This window comes from Actinoplanes sp. NPDC024001, from assembly GCF_040638955.1.
Taxonomy (GTDB): domain Bacteria; phylum Actinomycetota; class Actinomycetes; order Mycobacteriales; family Micromonosporaceae; genus Actinoplanes.
In genome coordinates, this window is record NZ_JBEZZB010000082.1 from 1 (window position 1) to 18,481 (window position 18,481).

Annotated in this window: 18 protein-coding genes and 1 pseudogene; all 19 read right to left on the minus strand. The window is 71.7% G+C overall.

What is annotated here, in order from left to right:
- A pseudogene (locus tag AB0F81_RS28610) lies at nucleotides 1-572 on the minus strand (ATPase); the annotation flags it as partial.
- 197 nt (nucleotides 573-769) lie between these two features.
- Nucleotides 770-1,777 carry a hypothetical protein gene (locus AB0F81_RS28615; protein WP_360202134.1) on the minus strand — a complete coding sequence of 336 codons (1,008 nt, stop codon included), beginning with the start codon at nucleotides 1,775-1,777 and terminating at the stop codon, nucleotides 770-772.
- Nucleotides 1,778-1,793: 16 nt separating this feature from the next.
- A complete protein-coding gene (locus AB0F81_RS28620; RefSeq protein WP_360202135.1) occupies nucleotides 1,794-2,723 on the minus strand; it encodes an RluA family pseudouridine synthase in 930 nt (309 codons plus the stop codon).
- A 73-nt stretch (nucleotides 2,724-2,796) separates the two neighbouring features.
- Entirely contained in the window at nucleotides 2,797-3,369 is a 573-nt protein-coding gene (gene lspA, locus AB0F81_RS28625; RefSeq protein ID WP_360202137.1) for a signal peptidase II, read from the minus strand.
- 20 nt (nucleotides 3,370-3,389) lie between these two features.
- Nucleotides 3,390-3,812, minus strand: a complete 423-nt coding sequence (locus tag AB0F81_RS28630; RefSeq protein WP_360202139.1) for a TraR/DksA family transcriptional regulator — start codon at nucleotides 3,810-3,812, stop codon at nucleotides 3,390-3,392.
- Nucleotides 3,813-4,162: 350 nt separating this feature from the next.
- Nucleotides 4,163-4,450 (minus strand): DUF167 domain-containing protein, encoded by a 288-nt coding sequence (locus AB0F81_RS28635; RefSeq protein ID WP_360202141.1) that lies wholly within the window; start codon nucleotides 4,448-4,450, stop codon nucleotides 4,163-4,165.
- An 11-nt stretch (nucleotides 4,451-4,461) separates the two neighbouring features.
- Complete coding sequence (locus AB0F81_RS28640) at nucleotides 4,462-5,151, minus strand: hypothetical protein (protein ID WP_360202191.1); 690 nt, start codon at nucleotides 5,149-5,151, stop codon at nucleotides 4,462-4,464.
- A gap of 233 nt (nucleotides 5,152-5,384) precedes the next feature.
- Complete coding sequence (locus AB0F81_RS28645) at nucleotides 5,385-6,200, minus strand: DivIVA domain-containing protein (RefSeq protein ID WP_360202143.1); 816 nt, start codon at nucleotides 6,198-6,200, stop codon at nucleotides 5,385-5,387.
- Nucleotides 6,201-6,248: 48 nt separating this feature from the next.
- Nucleotides 6,249-6,554: a YggT family protein gene (locus AB0F81_RS28650; protein ID WP_328467121.1), complete on the minus strand. Its 306-nt coding sequence runs from the start codon at nucleotides 6,552-6,554 to the stop codon at nucleotides 6,249-6,251.
- A 42-nt stretch (nucleotides 6,555-6,596) separates the two neighbouring features.
- On the minus strand, nucleotides 6,597-7,331 hold the full coding sequence (locus tag AB0F81_RS28655; protein WP_360202145.1) for a cell division protein SepF: 735 nt from the start codon (nucleotides 7,329-7,331) through the stop codon (nucleotides 6,597-6,599).
- Nucleotides 7,332-7,545: 214 nt separating this feature from the next.
- Complete coding sequence (locus AB0F81_RS28660; RefSeq protein WP_360202147.1) at nucleotides 7,546-8,256, minus strand: YggS family pyridoxal phosphate-dependent enzyme; 711 nt, start codon at nucleotides 8,254-8,256, stop codon at nucleotides 7,546-7,548.
- A 9-nt stretch (nucleotides 8,257-8,265) separates the two neighbouring features.
- The gene (ftsZ, locus tag AB0F81_RS28665; RefSeq protein WP_360202149.1) at nucleotides 8,266-9,399 is read right to left on the minus strand and encodes a cell division protein FtsZ; all 1,134 of its coding nucleotides are present in this window, start codon (nucleotides 9,397-9,399) and stop codon (nucleotides 8,266-8,268) included.
- A 297-nt stretch (nucleotides 9,400-9,696) separates the two neighbouring features.
- Entirely contained in the window at nucleotides 9,697-10,467 is a 771-nt protein-coding gene (locus AB0F81_RS28670; RefSeq protein ID WP_360202151.1) for an FtsQ-type POTRA domain-containing protein, read from the minus strand.
- Nucleotides 10,468-10,472: 5 nt separating this feature from the next.
- Nucleotides 10,473-11,876 (minus strand): UDP-N-acetylmuramate--L-alanine ligase, encoded by a 1,404-nt coding sequence (murC, locus tag AB0F81_RS28675; protein WP_360202193.1) that lies wholly within the window; start codon nucleotides 11,874-11,876, stop codon nucleotides 10,473-10,475.
- Nucleotides 11,877-11,934: 58 nt separating this feature from the next.
- Nucleotides 11,935-13,038, minus strand: coding sequence for an undecaprenyldiphospho-muramoylpentapeptide beta-N-acetylglucosaminyltransferase (murG, locus tag AB0F81_RS28680; protein WP_360202153.1), 1,104 nt, complete (start codon nucleotides 13,036-13,038; stop codon nucleotides 11,935-11,937).
- Nucleotides 13,038-14,417 (minus strand): putative peptidoglycan glycosyltransferase FtsW, encoded by a 1,380-nt coding sequence (locus tag AB0F81_RS28685; protein WP_360202155.1) that lies wholly within the window; start codon nucleotides 14,415-14,417, stop codon nucleotides 13,038-13,040. The genes murG and AB0F81_RS28685 overlap by 1 nt, the downstream gene beginning before the upstream one ends.
- A gap of 63 nt (nucleotides 14,418-14,480) precedes the next feature.
- A complete protein-coding gene (gene mraY / locus AB0F81_RS28690) occupies nucleotides 14,481-15,599 on the minus strand; it encodes a phospho-N-acetylmuramoyl-pentapeptide-transferase (protein ID WP_360202156.1) in 1,119 nt (372 codons plus the stop codon).
- Nucleotides 15,596-16,987 (minus strand): UDP-N-acetylmuramoyl-tripeptide--D-alanyl-D-alanine ligase, encoded by a 1,392-nt coding sequence (murF, locus tag AB0F81_RS28695; RefSeq protein WP_360202158.1) that lies wholly within the window; start codon nucleotides 16,985-16,987, stop codon nucleotides 15,596-15,598. The genes mraY and murF overlap by 4 nt, the downstream gene beginning before the upstream one ends.
- The gene (locus AB0F81_RS28700; protein ID WP_360202195.1) at nucleotides 16,984-18,447 is read right to left on the minus strand and encodes a UDP-N-acetylmuramoyl-L-alanyl-D-glutamate--2,6-diaminopimelate ligase; all 1,464 of its coding nucleotides are present in this window, start codon (nucleotides 18,445-18,447) and stop codon (nucleotides 16,984-16,986) included. Before AB0F81_RS28700 ends, murF begins: the two co-directional genes overlap by 4 nt.
- Nucleotides 18,448-18,481 lie beyond the last annotated feature (34 nt).

Sequence of the window (18,481 nt, forward strand, 5' to 3'; positions counted from 1 at the left end):
GCAGGCGTACGCGCGACAGCCGGCGCCGGCGGATAGGCCGGGGCGGGTGCGGCCGGCGGCGGATAGGCCGGCGCCGGTGCCGGCGCATACCCGTTCACCGGCTGCGCGTAGCCGGCGCCGGGGGCGTAGCCGTTCGGTGGGTACTCCCGGGCGGGGGCCGCGTAACCGGCGCCCGCGCCGTACTCCCGGGGGGCCGGAGGCTGGGCGGACCGCGGCGCCGGCTCGAAGAAGCTGTTCTGCTGCTGCTCGGGCTCGCGGCGCGACTGCCAGCGCGGGTCGAGCGGGTTGATCGGCCGCTGCGGCATCGGGCGCGGCTCGGCCGGCGGCTCGGCGCCACGGCGCTCGGCCGATCGCGGGTCCAGCGGGTTGTAGGGGCGGCGCTCCACCGGGGCCGCGCCGCGGCCGGCCGCCGGCTGCTGCTGACCCCACTGCTGCGGTTGCGGCTGCTCAGGCTCCGGCTGAGCCGGTTCCGGCTCCTCGCTGCGGCTCCCATGCCGGGCACGGTCGAGCAGCGCCCGCCAGCGCGGGGCTGGTTCCGCAGGCCGGCCCCAGCCGGTCTCGGTCCCGTCCACGGCTCGTCCTCTCTGCGCCTACCCGTTTTGGTCCTCGGCGACGTTCTCGCCCCTGACAGGCTACGGACGAGAACCCTATTCGGGCCACCGACCGACTGCCCATCCCCCGGTCGTTCTTGATCACATAGCGGCACGCTGGTCGTGCACGTGCATCCACCCGAGCGTTTCGCAGACGGAAAACCTAACGGCCGGATCCGTCACGACGATGCTGCCGAGGACGGACCGGACCCTTCCCGAACAGGACTCGCGTCCGGTGCAGAGGGTACGGCAACGCCTTGCTCGGAAGGCAATACGGCTGGGATCGACTCCCGACCCGAAATCTCCGGTGAGGCGGATGTCACAGGTGTCCCGATCGACGACGGTATCGGCGTGGGCGTGACCGGGGCAACGGCCGGCGTCGCATCGGGCACCGCGGTGCCCGGGACGGTGGGCGCCGACGGCTGCGGCTCGACCGTCCCGGCGTCCTCGGGCAACGGCGGCCGGAACTCGGTGCGGTCCAGGCGGCGCACCTCCGGCGCCGGGTCCACCGACCGCACCGCCCTCTGGCCGGCCAGCTCGCTGAGCGTCGCCGGGGTGGCCCGGACCACCGCGGCGAAAAGGCACTCGCACCCGGCCCGGTAGGCGGCCGCCTCCGCGGCGGCGACGCGGGCCGCCGACTCGTAGGTCGTCCGCAGCCGGGCCTCCTTGGCGCCGTCGGCCTTCAGCGCCCGGCTCAGCCGCAGATAGTCGGCCTGCTCCTGATCCCGGGTCAGCGCCGCGTTCAGCATCCCGCTGGTCACGTCGTCGGGCATCCGGTAGACCGGGATCCGGGTCACCTGGGTCCGCGCCTCCGGCAGCGGCACCCGCGCGTACACCTGCGCCACCGCCACCCCGCCCAGCAGTCCGGCCAGGCGGGCCGGCACCGCGTACGCCCGGAGGCTGACCAGCGCCCAGGTGTCCCCGGCCACCGGGGCCGAGGGGTCGGTGAGCCGGTCGAGTTCGTCCTGCGAGGCCCGCAGATAGCCGGAGACCGACTGGCCCTCGACGACGCCGACCCGGACCACGTCGCCCGGCTCGTCGCCGGAGGGCAGGTCACGGTCGGCCCAGAGCACGCCGAGAACCAGCGCGACGGTAGCCGCCAGCGCCACTCCGGTCATGATCTGCAACCGGAGCGAGCCGCCCCCGAACCGGACGAGGACCGCCCGCAGTCGGTGCGCGGGGCCCACCTGATACTCCCGACGGTCAGCCGGCGTCCTCCAGGACGTCCAGCGCGTACTTCAGGTCGTCAGGGTAATCGCTGACGAACCGCACCTCCTCGTGCGTTCGGGGGTGCAGGAACGCCAGTTCGCGGGCGTGCAGCCACTGACGGGTCAGCTTCAGCCGGGCCGCCAGGGTGGGGTCCGCCCCGTACGTCAGGTCACCGGCACACGGGTGGCGCATCGCCGAGAAGTGCACCCGGATCTGGTGGGTGCGCCCGGTCTCCAGCCGCACGTCGACCAGACTGGCCGAGCGGAACGCCTCGAGCGTGTCGTAGTGGGTGACGCTGGGCTTGCCACCGGACATCACCGCGAACTTGTAGTCAGCGGTGGGGTGCCGGTCGATCGGGGCGTCGATGGTGCCGCGCAGCGGGTCGAGGTGGCCCTGGACCACCGCGTGGTAGCGCTTCTCCACCTCGCGCTCCTTGAAGGCCCGCTTCAGGAAGCTGTACGCCGACTCGCTCTTGGCCACCACCATCAGGCCGGTGGTGCCGACGTCGAGCCGGTGCACCACGCCCTGCCGCTCGGCGGCGCCGCTGGTCGCGACGTTCTGCCCCATCGCGGCCAGGCCGCCGACCACGGTCGGGCCGGTCCAGCCGGGGCTCGGGTGGGCGGCGACACCGACCGGCTTGTCCACCACCACGATGTCGTCGTCGCTGTAGATGATGCCGAGGCCGTGCACCGGCTCGGCCACCACGGCCGGCGCCGCGACCGGCGCGGGCAGGGTGACCTCCAGCCAGGAGCCGGCGGCGACCTTCTCCGACTTGTTCCGGGCCACCCCGTCCACCAGGGCGTCGCCGGACTCGACCAGGGTGGCGGCGGCGGTCCGGGAGAGGCCGAAGAGCCGGGACACGGCCTGGTCCAGCCGCATCCCGTCGAGACCGTCCGGCACCGGCAGGGAACGCTGTCCGCTCATGCCGCCACCTCCGCTGCGCTCCGGCGTCGGCATGAGTTCACGACTGAGCTGGATGATTCGCTCGCAAGCTCGCTCATGCCCTCTCCTCCGTCCCGGTGCCGGCGGCCGGCTGGGGTGCGTTCTTCTTGCTCGGGATGCGGCTGCCGTCGCGCTGGCGCCCGGTGAGCTCCAGCAGCACGGCGAGCACCACGCCGACGCTCAGGCAGCTGTCGGCGATGTTGAAGACCGCGAAGTACTCCCCGTACGGCCCGAAGACGCTGATCATGTCGACCACGTGGCCGTGCAGGAAACCGGGCGCCCGGAACAGCCGGTCGGTCAGGTTGCCCAGCGCGCCGCCGAGCACCAGGCCGAGCGCGATCGCCCACGGCACCGAGCGCAGCCGGGTCGCCATCCACGCGATCCAGCCGACCACCACCGTGGTGATGATCGGGAAGACCCAGGTGTACGAACTGCCGAAGCTGAACGCCGCCCCGCTGTTGCGCAGCAGCGAGAGGTGGATCAGGCCGCCGAGGATCCGGACCGGCTCGCCGGGCTCCAGGTTCTCGGTGGACAGGTGCTTGGTCCACTGGTCGACCGCCACGGCGATGACCGCGGTGACGGCCAGGATGGCCACGGCACGGGGGGCGAACCGTGGACGCTTGTCCACGGGCGCCGGCTCGTCGGCGTTCAGCGTCGTTCCTCCAACTGCTTACAGGAGACACACAGCGTGGCGGACGGGAACGCAGCCAGTCGCTCGACCGGGATCTGGTTGCCGCACCGCTCACACCAACCGTAGTTGCCCGCGCCGAGCCGATCGATGGCGCGTTCCACCTGTGTGATCCGCTCGAGCAGGTTGTTGGCCAGCGTGATCTCCTGCTCCCGCTCGAACGTCTTGGTGCCGGTGTCGGCCTGGTCGTCCCCGGCCGAGTCGGCGAGCCGCTCGCGCTGCAACTCGGTGATCTCGCTGAGCGCCTGATCGTACTCGGCCTGAAGCTCGGTTAGCCGCGCGACCAGAGCCTGCCGGATCTGTTCGGTCTCTCCCTCGGAACGGTTGCGCTCCGCGGCGGACCCACCGGTGGAACCGGTCCGGATGTCGGTTGCCTTGGCCATCGTCGCTCCCTCGGCCGCGCCGGGCGCGGCGATCAGCGGTCTCCGGGATCACCGGCGGCGGGCCCGGGGCCGTGCCGCCTGTCCCCTGTCTGTCCCCGTTTTCCTGTCGGCGGTGCGCGATCTCGCCCCCGGTCAGGGGGCGATCGCCGCCGTAGATCTTCCCCCACGTGCACAAATGGCGCGGCGGGAAAGCAGGCCGCGCACTCGGTGAGGGTGGCAAGGATACGGAAGGTGAAGTACCCCGACAACCCGCCATTCCCCTCGGGCCCGACAAAACGGTACGAAGAGGTCACCGGCTCGTCGGATAACCGACGATACACCTTAGGTGACGCCACCCTCACATGCAGTCATCAGACGCCGTCCCGGAGTTCGGCGAGCCGCTGCGCCCACCGGTCCGCGGGCGCCGAGACGGTGAAGACCTTGTCCCGGCTGGTCGCCCCGAGCCGGAGAGCCACCTGCGCCGGGCGGACACCCAGGGCGTCGGCCAGCGCCCGCCGGACCGCTTCGGTGGCCTTGCCGTCGACCGGCGGGGCACCCACCGCGACGATCAGCGCCGGCCCGTGCGGGCCGTCATAGCGCCCGCCCACCCGGGTCCGGCCCGCTCCGGGCCGCACCCGCACCGGAACCGAGTCCGTCATGCCCGCTCCGGTCAGCGGTGCGCCACGGCGGCGACCAGCCGGTCCACCGGGCGGCACAGACCGCACGGGCTGAACCCCAGCTCCACCGCCTCGTTCGCCGGCAGCGGCTCGGTCAGCCGGCCGACCAGGTGCGGGCAGTCCGCCATGTGATAGCGCGGGCGCCCGTCGACCACCAGCACCTCGAGGTCCAGCCGGGCGATCAGCACCGCGTCGGCGGGGCGCACGGACTGGGGCAGCGGCTCGTCGTCCGGGTCGTCGTCGTCCGGCTCGTCGAACTCGTCGGCGGGGGAATCGGCCGCCTCGGCCGGCCGGCGCCAGGACCGGTCCTCCGGCTCGGTGCTGCGGGCCGCGCCGATCGTCGAGGAGGCGCGCTCGTAGTCCTCGGCCGCGGGCTCGGGGGCGCCGGCGGGAGCGGGCGTTTCGGGCGCGGAGTCAGATTGGGCATAGTCTGCGGCAGCGGACGGAACGGCGTCGTCCTCGTCACCCAGATGGGCCGACGTGTCCCGGGCGCCGGCGGCGCGGGCCCGGTCGGCGTCGTCGTCCTCGACCGTCGCGGCGCCGGCCTGATCGGCGAGAACCGCATCGTCGTCGTAGGTCATCGAATCGCCTGCGGACGCCGCCGCCACAGAGGCAGAATCGGCATCGACGGGCTCAGCGCCGTACGGCTCCGGCCGGCCCCCTCGGGTGGGTGCCTCCGGCATCGGAGCGGCACGCTTGGCGCCGTCGGTGGCGGCGAGGCGGCGGGCGACCGCGGCCTGCCGGGCGCCGATCACCAGAGCGACCGCGGCCAGCAGACTGACCACGATCGAAGCTATGAGAAGACTGCTCGAACCATTGATCAGACCGAGCGCGAGAAACAACACCGCGACGGGGATGAGCAGGAGACTAGCAACGATCATGGCTCATCCTCGTCGCGGTGTGTCAGGGCGTGCGGTCAGCGACCCGATTCGATGGAGTTGGTGCGGCTCCCGCCGTACGACCCGGCGAGGCCGGCCGCGGCGAGACCACCGGAGCCACCGACCGCGCGACTGGCGTCGGCCCGCGCCATCTCGGCCTCCAGGCCCTGGCCACGACCGTCCAGGTCACGCAGCTGGCTCTCGAGGTAAGCCTTCAGGCGGGTGCGGTACTCCCGCTCGAACTGCTTGAGCTCCTCGATGTGCTTCTGCAGCGCGGTCCGCTTGGCGTCCAGGCCGCCCATGGCCTCCTGGTGCCGCTGGCGGGCGTCGCGCTCGAGGGCGTCGGCCTTGGCCCGGGCCTCGCGGGTGACCTCCTCCGCCTTGGAACGGGCGTCGGAGAGAAGCTTGTCGGCCTCGCGCCGGGCGTCGGACACGTGGTCGTCGGCGGTGCGCTGGGCCATCATCAGCACGCGCAGGGCCTGCTGCTCGCCGTCGGCGCCGGTGGGGCCGCTGCTGGGGCCGGGGCCCTGAGCCCGCACCTGCTCCAGCTCGGCCTGCATCTGCCGGGCGGCCTGCTCGGCCGCAGTCTTGTCCCGCTGCACCCGGTCGAGCTGGGCCTTGAGGTCGTTGAGCTCGGCAGCCATGCGGGGGTCGGCACCCGGGCCGGCTGGTGCGCCACCCCGACCGCCGCGCTCCACCTGGGCGCGCAGCTCGTTGTTCTCCTCGATCAGACGGGCGAGCTCGCGCTCCACCTCGTCAAGGAAGGCGTCGACCTCCTCCTCGTCATACCCCCGCTTGCCGATCGGGGGCTTCTTGAAGGCGACGTTGTGCACGTCGGCCGGGGTCAGCGGCATCGAAACTCCTCGGGTCAGTCGCGGCCGCGGTTGGGGCGGGGCTGCTGTCTAGCTGTAGGTACGGATCAGTGGGGCCAGCACGAAGTTCATGAGCACGAACAGGATAACCAGCAGCACGATGGAAGCCAGGTCCAAACTCACGTTACCAATGCGCAGCGGTGGGATCACACGCCTCAACGCCTTGAGGGGCGGATCCGTGACGCTCCACACCGATTCGAGTCCGGCGGAGGCGCCCCGGCTGGGCTGCCACCGCCGTCCGTACTGGAGCACCGCACCCAGGACGAACCTGGCCAGCAGCACGATGAAGAAGAGGTACAGCAGCACGTAGAGGCTCTGGAACACGATCGACAGCACGTCAGGCGGATCCCTCGTTCGGGTCAGTCAGCTTCGACTCAATCAACTCTGGGTGAAGAAGCCGCCCTCAGCGATCTTGGCCTTGTCCTCCGCGGTGACCTGGACATTTGCCGGTGAGAGCAGGAAAACCCGGTTGGTCACGCGCTCGATCGTACCCCGCAGGCCGAAGGCCAGCCCGGCGGCGAAGTCCACCAGCCGGCGGGCGTCCGACTCATCCATCTCGGTGAGATTGATGATCACGGGCACACCGTCGCGGAAGTGCTCGCCGATGGTGCGCGCCTCCCGGTAGGTGGTCGGGTGCAGCGTGGTGATCTGGTAACGCTGCTCCTCCTCCACCGGCCGCTGCGGCACCGGCGGCTGGTGCACCACGGGCTGCGGCTTGAGCGCCGCGTTCTCCCGGGTGGAGTAGGTGAACGCGTCGGACTGCTCCGGGGCGACGGTGGACCGGGTGATGGAACGCACGCTCGCCCGATCGAGCCGCTCGTTCTCCTCCCGGTCCAGGTCGGCCCGGGCCGACGAGACCCGCTCACCGAGCCGGCTGTGGCTGGAGCGCTCCGGCCGCGTCCGCGGAACCGGGCGCTCCTCCTCGACCTCGTCCTCGTCGGCGAAGTCGTCCGAGTAACGGTGGTCGCTGGAGTAGCGGTCCCGGTCACGATCACGGTCGCGGTCCCGGCCGCGGTAGGAGCTCTCCCGGTAGTTACGGTCGTCGTACCCCCGGTCGTCGTCCTCCTCGACGAGGCCGAGCCAGACGCCCGCCTTGCGAAACGCCCCGCTCATGCCGCCCCTCCCTGGGAAGAGTCCATGCCCCCACCTCCGTCAGCCGTGCGGCCCGCGCCCCTCGGCGTGCCGCGTCCCCCCTTGTGCGGGCCGACGTTGCGAATCCGATTCGGACCCACGACCCGCTGCGACGCTGCGTCGTCGGACGCGCCGGCCGGTCGGAGAGGCTCGTCGCGTAAAACAACACCTGTGTAGTTTGCTGCCCGCCGCAAGGCTACCGCAGCGAGTTTCGCATCCCGAGTAAAGAAGTACCGATCCGTACGTGTGTCGCTCCGTGCCGGACGGCCGCTTCGAGATCACCACTCATGCCCGCCGAGACCGTCGTGGCGCCCGGGTGCCGTTCGGCCAGTTGTCCAGCGAGGACAGCCAGCTTCTCGAACGCCCGGTCGGGGTCCCAGCCCAGTGGCGCGACAGCCATCACGCCACCGAGCCGCAGACCGTCCGATGAGGCCACCGAGTCGGATACCCGCCAAAGATCATTTTCAATCACGCCGCCGCGCTCGGGGTCGCCGTCGATGCTGACCTGGATCAGCACGTCGAGCGGGACCGGCCGGTCGGCGGCGGCCCGGCCCAGGGCCACGGCCAGGCGCTCGGAGTCCACGGACTCGATCACGTCGGCGTACCGTACGACCGACCTGGCCTTGTTGCGCTGCAGCCGGCCGACGAAGTGCCAGCGCAGCTCCGCGCCGGCGGCGCGGACCTCGGCCGCCTTGGCGGCCGCCTCCTGGTCCTTGTTCTCCCCGACGTCGGTGACGCCGAGCCCGGCGAGCAACAGCACGTCACTCGCCGGGTACGTCTTGGTCACCGCGGTCAGCGTGACCGCCCCCGGCGGCCGCCCGGCCGCCTCACAGGCGCGGTCGATCCGCTCCCGGACCCGCTGAAGATTGGCGGCGAGCTCGGCCCGCCGCCCGTTGTCGTCGCCCATCGATGAAGACTAGGAGCCGTTCTTCAGGAAGTCCGGCACGTCCACGTCGTCGAAGAGCATCCGGCGCGGGGCCGGCGGCGGGGTCGTCGTGGACGGCGTGGTGCTCACCGGGACCGGCGGAGTCGCCGGCGTGGTGGTGCCGCCGGGCGCGGGCGCCGGAACCTTGCGGACCGGCTCGGCCGGCTTGTACGAGGGCGCACCCCCGTCGAAGCCCGCCGCGATCACCGTGACCCGCACCTCGTCGCCGAGCGCGTCGTCGATGACCGCGCCGAAGATGATGTTCGCGTCCGGGTGCGCCGCGTCAGTGACCAGCTGCGCCGCGTCGTTGATCTCGAACAGGCCGAGGTCGGAACCGCCGGCGATGGAGAGCAGCACGCCGCGCGCGCCGTCCATGCTCTGCTCCAGCAGCGGGCTGGAGATCGCCTTCTCGGCCGCCTCGACCGCTCGGTTGTCGCCGCGGGCGCTGCCGATGCCCATCAGCGCGCTGCCCGCGCCGGACATGACGCTCTTGACGTCGGCGAAGTCCAGGTTGATCAGACCCGGCGTGGTGATCAGGTCGGTGATGCCCTGCACACCGGAGAGCAGCACCTGGTCGGCCTGGCGGAACGCGTCCATCATGCTGATGCCGCGGTCGCCGAGCGCCAGGAGCCGGTCGTTCGGGATCACGATCAACGTGTCGCACTGGTTGCGCAGTTCGTCGATGCCGGCCTCGGCCTGCACCTGGCGCCGCTTGCCCTCGAACGAGAACGGCCGGGTGACCACGCCGATGGTGAGCGCCCCGAGCTTGCGGGCGATGTTCGCCACCACGGGAGCGCCGCCGGTGCCGGTGCCGCCGCCCTCGCCACAGGTGACGAAGACCATGTCGGCGCCCTTGAGCACCTCTTCGATCTCGTCCCGGTGGTCCTCGGCGGCGTTCTTGCCGACCTCGGGCTGAGCGCCGGCGCCCAGACCACGGGTCAGCTCCCGGCCGACATCGAGTTTCACGTCGGCGTCGCTCATCAAGAGGGCCTGGGCATCGGTGTTGATCGCGATGAACTCGACGCCTTTGAGCCCAACCTCGATCATGCGGTTCACGGCATTCACGCCGCCGCCGCCGATGCCGACGACCTTGATGACCGCAAGGTAGTTGTGCGGAGGTGTCATCGGGCTCAGCCTTCCCTTCCGGGGTTGGCGGATGTCAAGGGCCCCTGCGGTTCGAGGAGGAACCGCACTTCGACATCCGCTGCCGTACAAGGGAGGGCGAGGAAACCCTCACCCTCTACTAGAGGTTTAGAGTTATGTCAACCACTCGAACCTCTCGACGCAACGTATGCGGACATCCCGCCGCAGCCAAAGACCCGGAGCGGCGTGTCGCGTCCGCTTACGTGGTGAGTATCCGACTCACCCGTAACCTCGAACGTTATATTCCGTTCGTGGCTAGTTGTCCGTTTAGTCGAGTAGCTACCTGATAGTCACCACCGACGGGGCGCTGACGTCGATCTCGTCGCCCTTCTGCCGCAGCAGCGCGGTGGCCACCTTGCTCTTCTCGTCGCTCTTGGTGTCGTCGCCCCAGATCACGACGCGGCCCTTGCGCAACTCCAGCCGGATCTGCACCGGCGAGGCGACGACCACCGCCACCAGCTGCTCGCGCAGATCGTCACTGAGCTCGCCGAGCACGGTCAGCGCCGACCCGGTGTTCGCGTCCGCCGGGCCCGGTGTGGCGAGCCGGGCCAGCGGCAGCCCGCGCGGCTGCTTCGCCACCGCCCGGAACGGCACGCCCTCGTCGTCGATCAGCAGGAACTGCCCACCCCGGGCCGGCACGGCCGCCACCGGGGTGCGCTCCACCACCTCGACCACCAGCGTCGACGGCCAGCTGCGGCTGATCACCACCCGGTCCACCGCGGGCAGGCCGCGCACCCGGGCGCCGACCTCGTCCAGGTCCACCCGGGCCAGCGGCTGCTCGGCGGGAACGGCCGCGGCCTCCCGCACCTGGTCCTGGCTGAGCAGCTCGGCGCCGACCACCTGGACCCGCCGGACACCCAGCGCCGAGGTGCCGTAGACGACCCAGACCAGCGCGCCGGCGACGAGCAGCACGGCCAGGCCGACCGCCCAGGGCAGCGCGGCACGCATCCGCCGCTGGCGGGCCCGGGCCATGAACCGGCGCGCCGATGGCGGTACGGCGTCCGTGTCGGCCCGTACCAGCCGCCAGTTGCGCGTGCCCCCGCCCGCCACCGGTGCTACCTCGCCAGGTCCGGCTGCTGGTCCGCCTCGGCGAGCGCGGCCAGCAGCTCGTCGCCCATCAGCGAGATCGGCGGCGCGCCCATGGTCACCACCACGTCACCGGGACGGCTGCGCCGGACCACCTCGTCCGGGACGTCCTCCCAGTCCGGCACGAAGACCTTGTGCTCGGCGGGCAGGTCGATCGCCGCGGTCAGCGCCCGGCCGCCCTCGCCCGGGTTGCGGGTCTCGCCCGGCCCGAACACCTCCATGCAGATCACCTCGTCGGCGACCTGGAGCGCGTCGGCGAGCTCGGCCTGCAGGTCCCGGGTGCGGTAGACCCGGTACGGCTGGAAGACCACGAGCAGCCGGCCGTCCCCGGCCACCTCGCGCAGCGTGCGCAGGGCCGCCTTGACCGAGGTCGGGTGGTAGGCGTACTCGTCGTAGACCCGCACGCCGGCGGCGATGCCCTTGCGCTCGAACCGGCGCCGGACCCCCGGGAAGGACTCCAGGGCCTCGACCACCTTCTCCAGCGGCAGGCCCAGCTTGAGCGCGGTCAGCACGGTGGCCGCGCTGTTCAGGCCCATGTGCTTGCCGGGCAGCGCCAGCTTGATCTCGCCGAGCGGCTTGCCCTCCAGCTCGGCCTGGTAGCGCACGCCGCTGACCGAGGAGACCACGTCGCTGATCCGCAGGTCCGCGTCGGCCGACTCGCCGTAGGTGTAGACGGTCTTGCCCGCCGCCCGCAGCCCGGTGATCAGCTCCTCGGTGCCCGGCCCGTCCGCGCAGGTGACCACGAAGCCGTCGGCGAGCGAGCCGAACTCCAGGAAGCCCGCCTTCAGCGAGTCCAGGTCACCCCAGTTGTTGAGGTGGTCGCCCTCGATGTTCGTGATGATCGCGACGTGCGGCCGGTAGATCAGGAAGGACTTGTCGCTCTCGTCGGCCTCGACCACGAAGTGCGGGCCGGTGCCGTGGTGGCCGGCCGCGCCCGCCTCGGAGATCTCGCCACCGATCACGAACGACGGGTCGTGTCCCGCGTGCTGCAGGATCACCGTCATGATCGAGGTGGTGGTGGTCTTGCCGTGGGTACCGGCGACGGCGACGCTCTGCCGGTTGGTCATGGCGGCCTTGAGGGCCTCGGAGCGGTGCAGCACCCGCAGGCCGCGGCGGCGCGCCTCGGCGAGCTCGATGTGGTCCTGCGGGATCGCGGTCGAGTAGACGACCGTGTCGACGCCGTCGAGGTTCGACTCCACGTGCGTCATGTGCACCGTGCCGCCGAGCGCGCGCAGCGCGGCCAGCGCGGGCCACTCCCGCAGCTCGCTGCCGGAGACCGGCACGCCGCGGGTCAGCAGGAGCCGGGCCAGGCCGGCCATGCCGACCCCGCCGATCCCGATCAGGTGCACGCTGCCCAGGTCCTCGGCGGTCATCTCGCCGGCCGGCGTCAGCTCCGCCGTGTTCACAGATCCACTCCCTCAATCAGGCTCATCAGCTCACCGCTTCCAGAACGAAGCGCAGCAGCTGCTCGTCACCGTCGCGGCGCCCGTACCCGGCGGCGGAGTGACCCATGGCGGCCAGCCGCTGCCGGTCCCGCGCCAGCGGGATGATGTTGCGTTCGATCCAGTCCGGGGTCAGCTCGCTGTTGTCGACCAGCAGGCCGCCACCCGCCTCCACCACCGGCAGCGCGTTGCGCCGCTGCTCCTGATTGCTGAACGGGTACGGCACGTAGATGGCCGGCATGCCCAGCGCGGTGGTCTCGGCGACCGTGATCGCCCCGCCCCGGCAGAGCATCAGGTCGGCGGCAGCGTATCCGAGCTCCATGTTCGACAGGTAGGGCACGACGACATAGGGCACCGGCAGGTCTTTCGGCACCTCGAACGGGTCGTTGCGCCCGCCCTGCACGTGCAGCACCTGGATGCCGGCGTGGGCCAGCCGCTTGGCCGCCGCGGCGACCGCCAGGTTGATGGTGCGGGCGCCGGACGAGCCGCCGGAGACGAAGAGCACCGGCAGGTCGGGCCGCAGGCCGAAGTGGTAGAGCGCCTGCGGGCGCAGCGCCGGCCGGTCCATCCGGGTGATCCCGGTGCGCAGCGGCACGCCGACCAGCCGGGCGTTGCGCAGCGACTCGGCCTGCTCCAGCTGGTGCGGGAAGCCGACGGCGAGGCGCTTGGTGAATTTCATGCCCATCCGGTTGGCGACGCCCGGCGGCACGTTGACCTCGTGGATCACGATCGGCAGCTCGCGCCGCCAGGCAGCCAGATAGGCCGGCACCGAGACGTAACCGCCGAAGCCGACCACGACCTCGGCCCGCACCTCGTCGATGATCTCGCCGGCCGCGGCCGCCGACCGGTACATCCGGTCCGGGGTGCGCAGCAGGTCCATGTTCAGCGTGCGGGGCAGCTGGAACGCCGGGATGACCCGCAGGTCGTAGCCGGCCGCCGGGATCAGCTGGTTCTCCATGCCCTTCGGGCTGCCCAGCGTGGTGATCCGGATCTCCGGGAAGTGGCGCCGCAGAGCATCGGCGAAGGCGAGCAGCGGATAGATGTGACCGCCGGTGCCTCCTCCGGCGAGGACGACCGACCGCAGCGGACCCATCACCGTCTCCTTCCGCTCCCCGAGTCAGCGGGTGCCCGATTGCCCGGCTTGCCCGGCCGCCGCGGCGGGGGGACCGGCGGCAGCGGGGCCCAGACTAGTCGCACCCATCTCGGCGTCGGACGGGCGTTCAGGGCTCGGGCCGCCTCGGGTTCGGCGCGGGCGAACGAGGCCAGCATGCCGATCGCCGCCAGGGTCACCACGAGGGCGCTGCCACCTGCGGAGATGAACGGCAGCGGGAGGCCGGTGATGGGCAGCAGGCCGACCACGCCGCCCATGTTGATCACGGCCTGGGCGACCAGCCAGGTGGTGATCGCGGAGGCGGCGAGCCGGCGGAACGGGTCGGTCGAGCGGCGCGCGATCCGGAAGCCGGTGTAGGCCAGCACCGAGAGCAGCGCCAGCACCACCGCGCAGCCGACCACGCCGAGCTCCTCGGCGAGGATCGAGAAGATGAAGTCGTTGTCGGCCTCCGGGACCCAGCCCCACTTCAGCGCGCTCTTGCCGAGCCCGACTCCGAACCAGCCGCCCTCGAAGATCGCCGAGCGGCCCTGCAGGATCTGGTAGCAGATGCCCTCCAGGTCGCACTTCTCCAGCGGGGTGAGGAAGCTGGTGAGCCGCGCCAGCCGGTAGTTCTCGGCGTCCTGGGCGCCGGAGCCGGCGCCCCGCGACGCCGCGGCGATCAGCAGGCTGATGCCGGCCAGGCCGAGCACGCCCAGGGCGGCGAAGAACCGCATCCGTACGCCGGCCGCCCAGAGCAGGCCGACGATGAGCGCCAGCAGCACCAGCATGGTGCCGAGGTCGTTGTAGCCGACCAGGACGAAGAGCAGGCCGACCACCGGGAACAGCGGCATCGCCAGCTCCCGCCAGTGCCCGAGCGCCCGGCCCTTGCGGGCGATCACGTCGGCGCCCCAGAGCACCATGCCGACCTTGGCGAACTCGCCCGGCTGCATGCTGACCGGCCCGAAGTACAGCCAGTTCAGGTCGGCGCGGATCGGGCCCAGCTGGCCCTTGCCGATCCCCGCCGAGGCCAGCGCGTTGAGCACGGCGAGCATCACCAGCAGCACGATCGCCGCCCCGAGGATGTACTTGCCGAGGGTGCGCAGGGTGAGCGCGGGCAGCCGCTGGCAGACCCAGAACGCCACCAGGCCGAGCAGCGCGTAGACCGCCTGGCTGCTGAGCGCGGAGAACGCGTCACCGTTCTCCGCGTACGCCTTCACGCTGGTCGCCGAGAAGACCATGGTCAGCCCGATCAGCAGCAGCAGACCCGAGCTGGCGATCAGCAGGTAGTACGACGACAGGGGTCGAGCCAGCAGCCCGTGCACCGCGGGCAGCAGCTGCCGGCTCAGCGACGGGCGGGCCATCGGAGTACGGTCGTCCGCCATTCCCTCATCATCGTCCGGTGTCCACATCGGGGGCCGTCACGTCTCGGGCGTGTCGCGCGAGATCTATCCCATGACCGCCAGGTGCTCGCTGTAGAACAGGCCCAGGCCGATCGCGGCGCAGATGCCCGCGATGATCCAGAACCGGACCACGATGTTGACCTCGCTCCAGCCCGCCAGTTCGAAGTGGTGCTGCAGTGGCGACATCCGGAAGACACGTTTACCGGTGGTCTTGAACGAGATGATCTGGATGACCACGGACATCGTGATGATCACGAAGAGGCCGCCGATGATGACCGACAGCAGGGTGGTCCGGGTGGCCACCGCGAGACCGCCGATCAGGCCGCCCAGCGCCAGCGCGCCGGTGTCGCCCATGAAGATCCGCGCGGGGTTGGTGTTCCACCAGAGGAAGCCGACACACGCCGCCGCCGCGGCGGCCGCGATCATCGCGATCTCCAGCGGATCTCGGACCTGATAACAGTGCTGCGCGGTGAGCGAGCCCGCCTCGCCGACGTAGTCGTCGTCACCGCACCAGTGCCGGTACTGCCAGAAACCGATCAGCGAGTACGCACCGAGCACCAGGATCGACGCGCCGGTGGCGAGACCGTCCAGACCGTCGGTGAGGTTCACGCCGTTGGACATCGCCATGATCACGAAGACGAAGACCATGACCGAGCCGACCTTGCCGACGTCCAGCCAGTCCACGTCCCGGATGAACGAGATCCGCTCGCTGGCCACCGTCTGCCCGTTGGTGCTCGGGAAGTAGAGCGCGGCGATGCCGAAGCCGGTACCGATGATCAGCTGGCCGAGCAGCTTGCCCTTGGCGCTGAGACCGTCCGAGTTGCGCTTGCGGACCTTCAGGAAGTCGTCCAGAAAGCCGACCGCGCCGCAGAAGACGAAGATGCCGAGCAGGACCAGCGCGGTCATGGTCGGCTTCTCCTGGGCGATCTGCCGCTCCGGGAGCGTGGTCAGGGCCAGGTGCCCGGCGACGTACGCGAAGACCGTGGCGATGATGAACGCCACCCCGCCCATCGTCGGGGTGCCCTTCTTGCCCATGTGGGTGGCGGGGCCGATGGAGCGGATCGGCTGTCCGGCCTTGAGGGCCGAGAAGACCCGGATGGCGATCGGGGTGCCGAACAGCGAGATGAGAAAGGCGACCGCGGCCGCGACGATGACTGCCCTCACGTGGGCTGAACCTCCTCGGAACGCCGCAGCCAGTCGGCGACGTCCCATGTGCGGTACCGGGAACCCTTGACCAGCACGACATCGTCGGCGCGCAGGTCCTCCTTCAAGATCTCGATTGCGGCGTCCTGGTCGGCGGCGAGATACGCCGTGCCCGGCCACCCCGTGAAGCCGGCGGCACCGTCCAGGATCGGCCGGGCGTTGCCGGCCACCGCGATCAGCCGGTCCACCCCGAGCTCGGCGGCGAGCCGCCCCACCTCGGCGTGCCCGGACACCTCGAACTCGCCGAGCTCGGCCATGTAGCCCAGCACGGCGGTGGTGCGCCGGCCCTCGCCCATCGCGGCCAGCGCCCGCAGCGCGGCCGCGGTCGACGACGGGTTGGCGTTGTACGAGTCGTCGATGACCCGCACGCCGTCCGGCCGGTCGAAGACGTCCATCCGGCGGCCGGAGACGATGCCGACCTCGCCGAGCGCGGCGGTCAGCTCGTCGAAGTCCATGCCCGCGGCGAGCGCCACCGCGGCGGCGGCCAGGGTGTTCGCCACCTGGTGCCGCCCGGCGACCGCCAACCGGACATTCCCCGATTTGTCGCCGGAAACAAGCTGGTACGAGGCGCGCCCCGTGGAGTCCACGGCCACCTCGGTCGCCCGCAATGCCGCCGAGGAATCCTCGCCCACAGCCACGACGGCAGCGGAGGTGCGGGACGCCATGGCGGACACCAGCGGATCATCAGCGTTCAGGATCGCGACACCGGACGACGGCAGCGCCTCGACCAGCTCGCCCTTCGCCAGGGCGGTCCCCTCGACCGAGCCGAACTCGCCGATGTGCGCCGCGCCGACGTTCAGGACGACGCCGATCCGCGGCTGGGCGATCTCGGTCAGGTACCGGATGTGGCCGATCCCCCGGGCGCCCATCTCCAGCACCAGGAACCGGGTCTCGGTGGTCGCCTGCAGCACCGTGTACGGAAAGCCCAGCTCGTTGTTGAGCGACCCGGCCGGCGCCACGGTCGGCCCGAGCCGGCCGAGCAGCTGCCCGATGTAGTCCTTGGTCGTGGTCTTCCCGGACGACCCGGTCAGCCCGACCACGGTCAGCTTGTCCAGCCGGGACACCACCACCCGGGCCAGGGCGGCCAGCGCGGCGAGGGGGTCGGCGACGACGACGCCCGGCGCACCGGTGTCCCGGGTGCCGAGCACCCCGGCCGCGCCGGCCTCGACCACGGCGGCGGCGAAGTCGTGCCCGTCCACCTTCTCGCCGGCGAACGCGACGAACAGGCCACCCGGGCCGACCTTGCGGGAGTCGTACTCGACGGGCCCGGTCACGGTCACCGTCTCCGCGGCGTTGACCAGCCGGCCGCCGGTGATCTCAGCGATCTCGGCGAAGGTCATGGTAATCATGGTCGGCCCTCCAGCGCGGCGGCCAGCTCGATGCGGTCGTCGAACGGCAGCACCTCGCCGTTGACCTCCTGGCCCTGCTCGTTGCCCTTGCCCAGCACCGCGATCACGTCGCCGGCCGCGGCCATCCGGACCGCCTCGTCGATCGCCGCACGACGGCCGGCCACCTCGACGACCTTGGCAGCCGTCGCCGCGCCCTCCGCCCCGGCGCGCACGGCAGCGCGTACGGATGCGGGGTCCTCGGTCCTGGGGTTGTCGTCCGTGATGATCACCAGGTCGGCGCCCTGCGCCGCGGCCTCGCCCATCAGCGGCCGCTTGCCCTTGTCCCGGTCACCGCCGGCGCCGATCACGCAGATCAGCCTGCCGCCTCGCGTCGTGGCCAGCTCGCGCAGCGCGGCGAGCGCGGCGACGATCGCGTTGGGCTTGTGCGCGTAGTCGACCACGCCGAGCACCTCGCCGGGGGCCGCGACCTGCTCCAGCCGGCCGGGGACGCCCCGGCAGTCGGCGATGCCCCGGCCGGCGACCGCCGGATCGACACCCACCGCGACCAGCAGCGCCAGCGCGAGCAGCGCGTTCGCCACGTTGTGCAGGCCGGGCAGCGCCACGCCGGTCTCCACCACGAGACCGTCCGGGCCGTGCGCGAGGAACCGCTGGCCGAAAGCCGAGGGCGCGATGTCCGAGGCCCACCAGGTCGCGGACCGGTCGCCGGCCGCGGAGTAGGTGACCGTCTCCGGCTGGTAGAGCGGCCGCAGCGCCGGGTCGTCGTGGTTGAGCACCGCGACCGCGGACCGGCCGTCGAAGAGCCGCGCCTTGGCCGCGAAGTACTCCTCCGACGTCGGGTGGAAGTCCAGGTGGTCCTGGCCGAAGTTGGTGTAGCCGCCGGCCGCGAACCGGATCCCGTCGGCCCGGCCCATCACCAGGGCGTGGCTGGAGACCTCCATGACCACGGCCTGCACGCCGCGTTCCAGGCCGGCGGCCAGGATCGCCTGCAGGTCGGTGGCCTCCGGGGTGGTCCGCACGCTCTTCACCACGAGCTCGCCGATCCGGGTCTCCACCGTGCCGACCAGGCCGGTCACCAGCCCGGCGGCCCGCAGGCCGGCCTCCACCAGGTACGACGTCGACGTCTTGCCGGCCGTCCCGGTCACGCCGATCATGGTGAGCCGCCGGGACGGCTCGCCGTAGATCGCCGCCGAGGCCGCGCCGAGCACCGCCCGCGGGTCGTCGGCGACCAGCACCGGCAGCCCGGCGGCGAGCGCGGCGTCCCGCCCGGCCGGATTCGTCAGGACGGCCACCGCGCCCGATCGCGCGGCATCGGCGATGAACTCCGCGCCGTGCCGGTTCGCACCGGGCAGCGCGGCGTAAAGATCGCCGGGACGGACTGAACCACTACTGTGCGTGACCCCGGTGACCTCAGTGTCACCACCGGTCAGCGCCGCCGGCAGCAGCTCGGCGAGCTGCTGCAACGGGTACGGCGCGACGGTCTCGGGTCGGGGAATG

Excerpts from the sequence above, each read along its gene's own strand:
- AB0F81_RS28620 (WP_360202135.1), bottom strand. The coding sequence starts at position 2,723 with ATGAGCGGACAGCGTTCCCTGCCGGTGCCGGACGGTCTCGACGGGATG.
- AB0F81_RS28630 (WP_360202139.1), bottom strand. The coding sequence starts at position 3,812 with ATGGCCAAGGCAACCGACATCCGGACCGGTTCCACCGGTGGGTCCGCC.
- AB0F81_RS28635 (WP_360202141.1), bottom strand. The coding sequence starts at position 4,450 with ATGACGGACTCGGTTCCGGTGCGGGTGCGGCCCGGAGCGGGCCGGACC.
- AB0F81_RS28640 (WP_360202191.1), bottom strand. The coding sequence starts at position 5,151 with ATGCCGGAGGCACCCACCCGAGGGGGCCGGCCGGAGCCGTACGGCGCT.
- AB0F81_RS28645 (WP_360202143.1), bottom strand. The coding sequence starts at position 6,200 with ATGCCGCTGACCCCGGCCGACGTGCACAACGTCGCCTTCAAGAAGCCC.
- AB0F81_RS28655 (WP_360202145.1), bottom strand. The coding sequence starts at position 7,331 with ATGAGCGGGGCGTTTCGCAAGGCGGGCGTCTGGCTCGGCCTCGTCGAG.
- AB0F81_RS28660 (WP_360202147.1), bottom strand. The coding sequence starts at position 8,256 with ATGGGCGACGACAACGGGCGGCGGGCCGAGCTCGCCGCCAATCTTCAG.
- ftsZ (WP_360202149.1), bottom strand. The coding sequence starts at position 9,399 with ATGACACCTCCGCACAACTACCTTGCGGTCATCAAGGTCGTCGGCATC.
- murC (WP_360202193.1), bottom strand. The coding sequence starts at position 11,876 with ATGACCGCCGAGGACCTGGGCAGCGTGCACCTGATCGGGATCGGCGGG.
- murG (WP_360202153.1), bottom strand. The coding sequence starts at position 13,038 with ATGGGTCCGCTGCGGTCGGTCGTCCTCGCCGGAGGAGGCACCGGCGGT.
- AB0F81_RS28685 (WP_360202155.1), bottom strand. The coding sequence starts at position 14,417 with ATGGCGGACGACCGTACTCCGATGGCCCGCCCGTCGCTGAGCCGGCAG.
- murF (WP_360202158.1), bottom strand. The coding sequence starts at position 16,987 with ATGATTACCATGACCTTCGCCGAGATCGCTGAGATCACCGGCGGCCGG.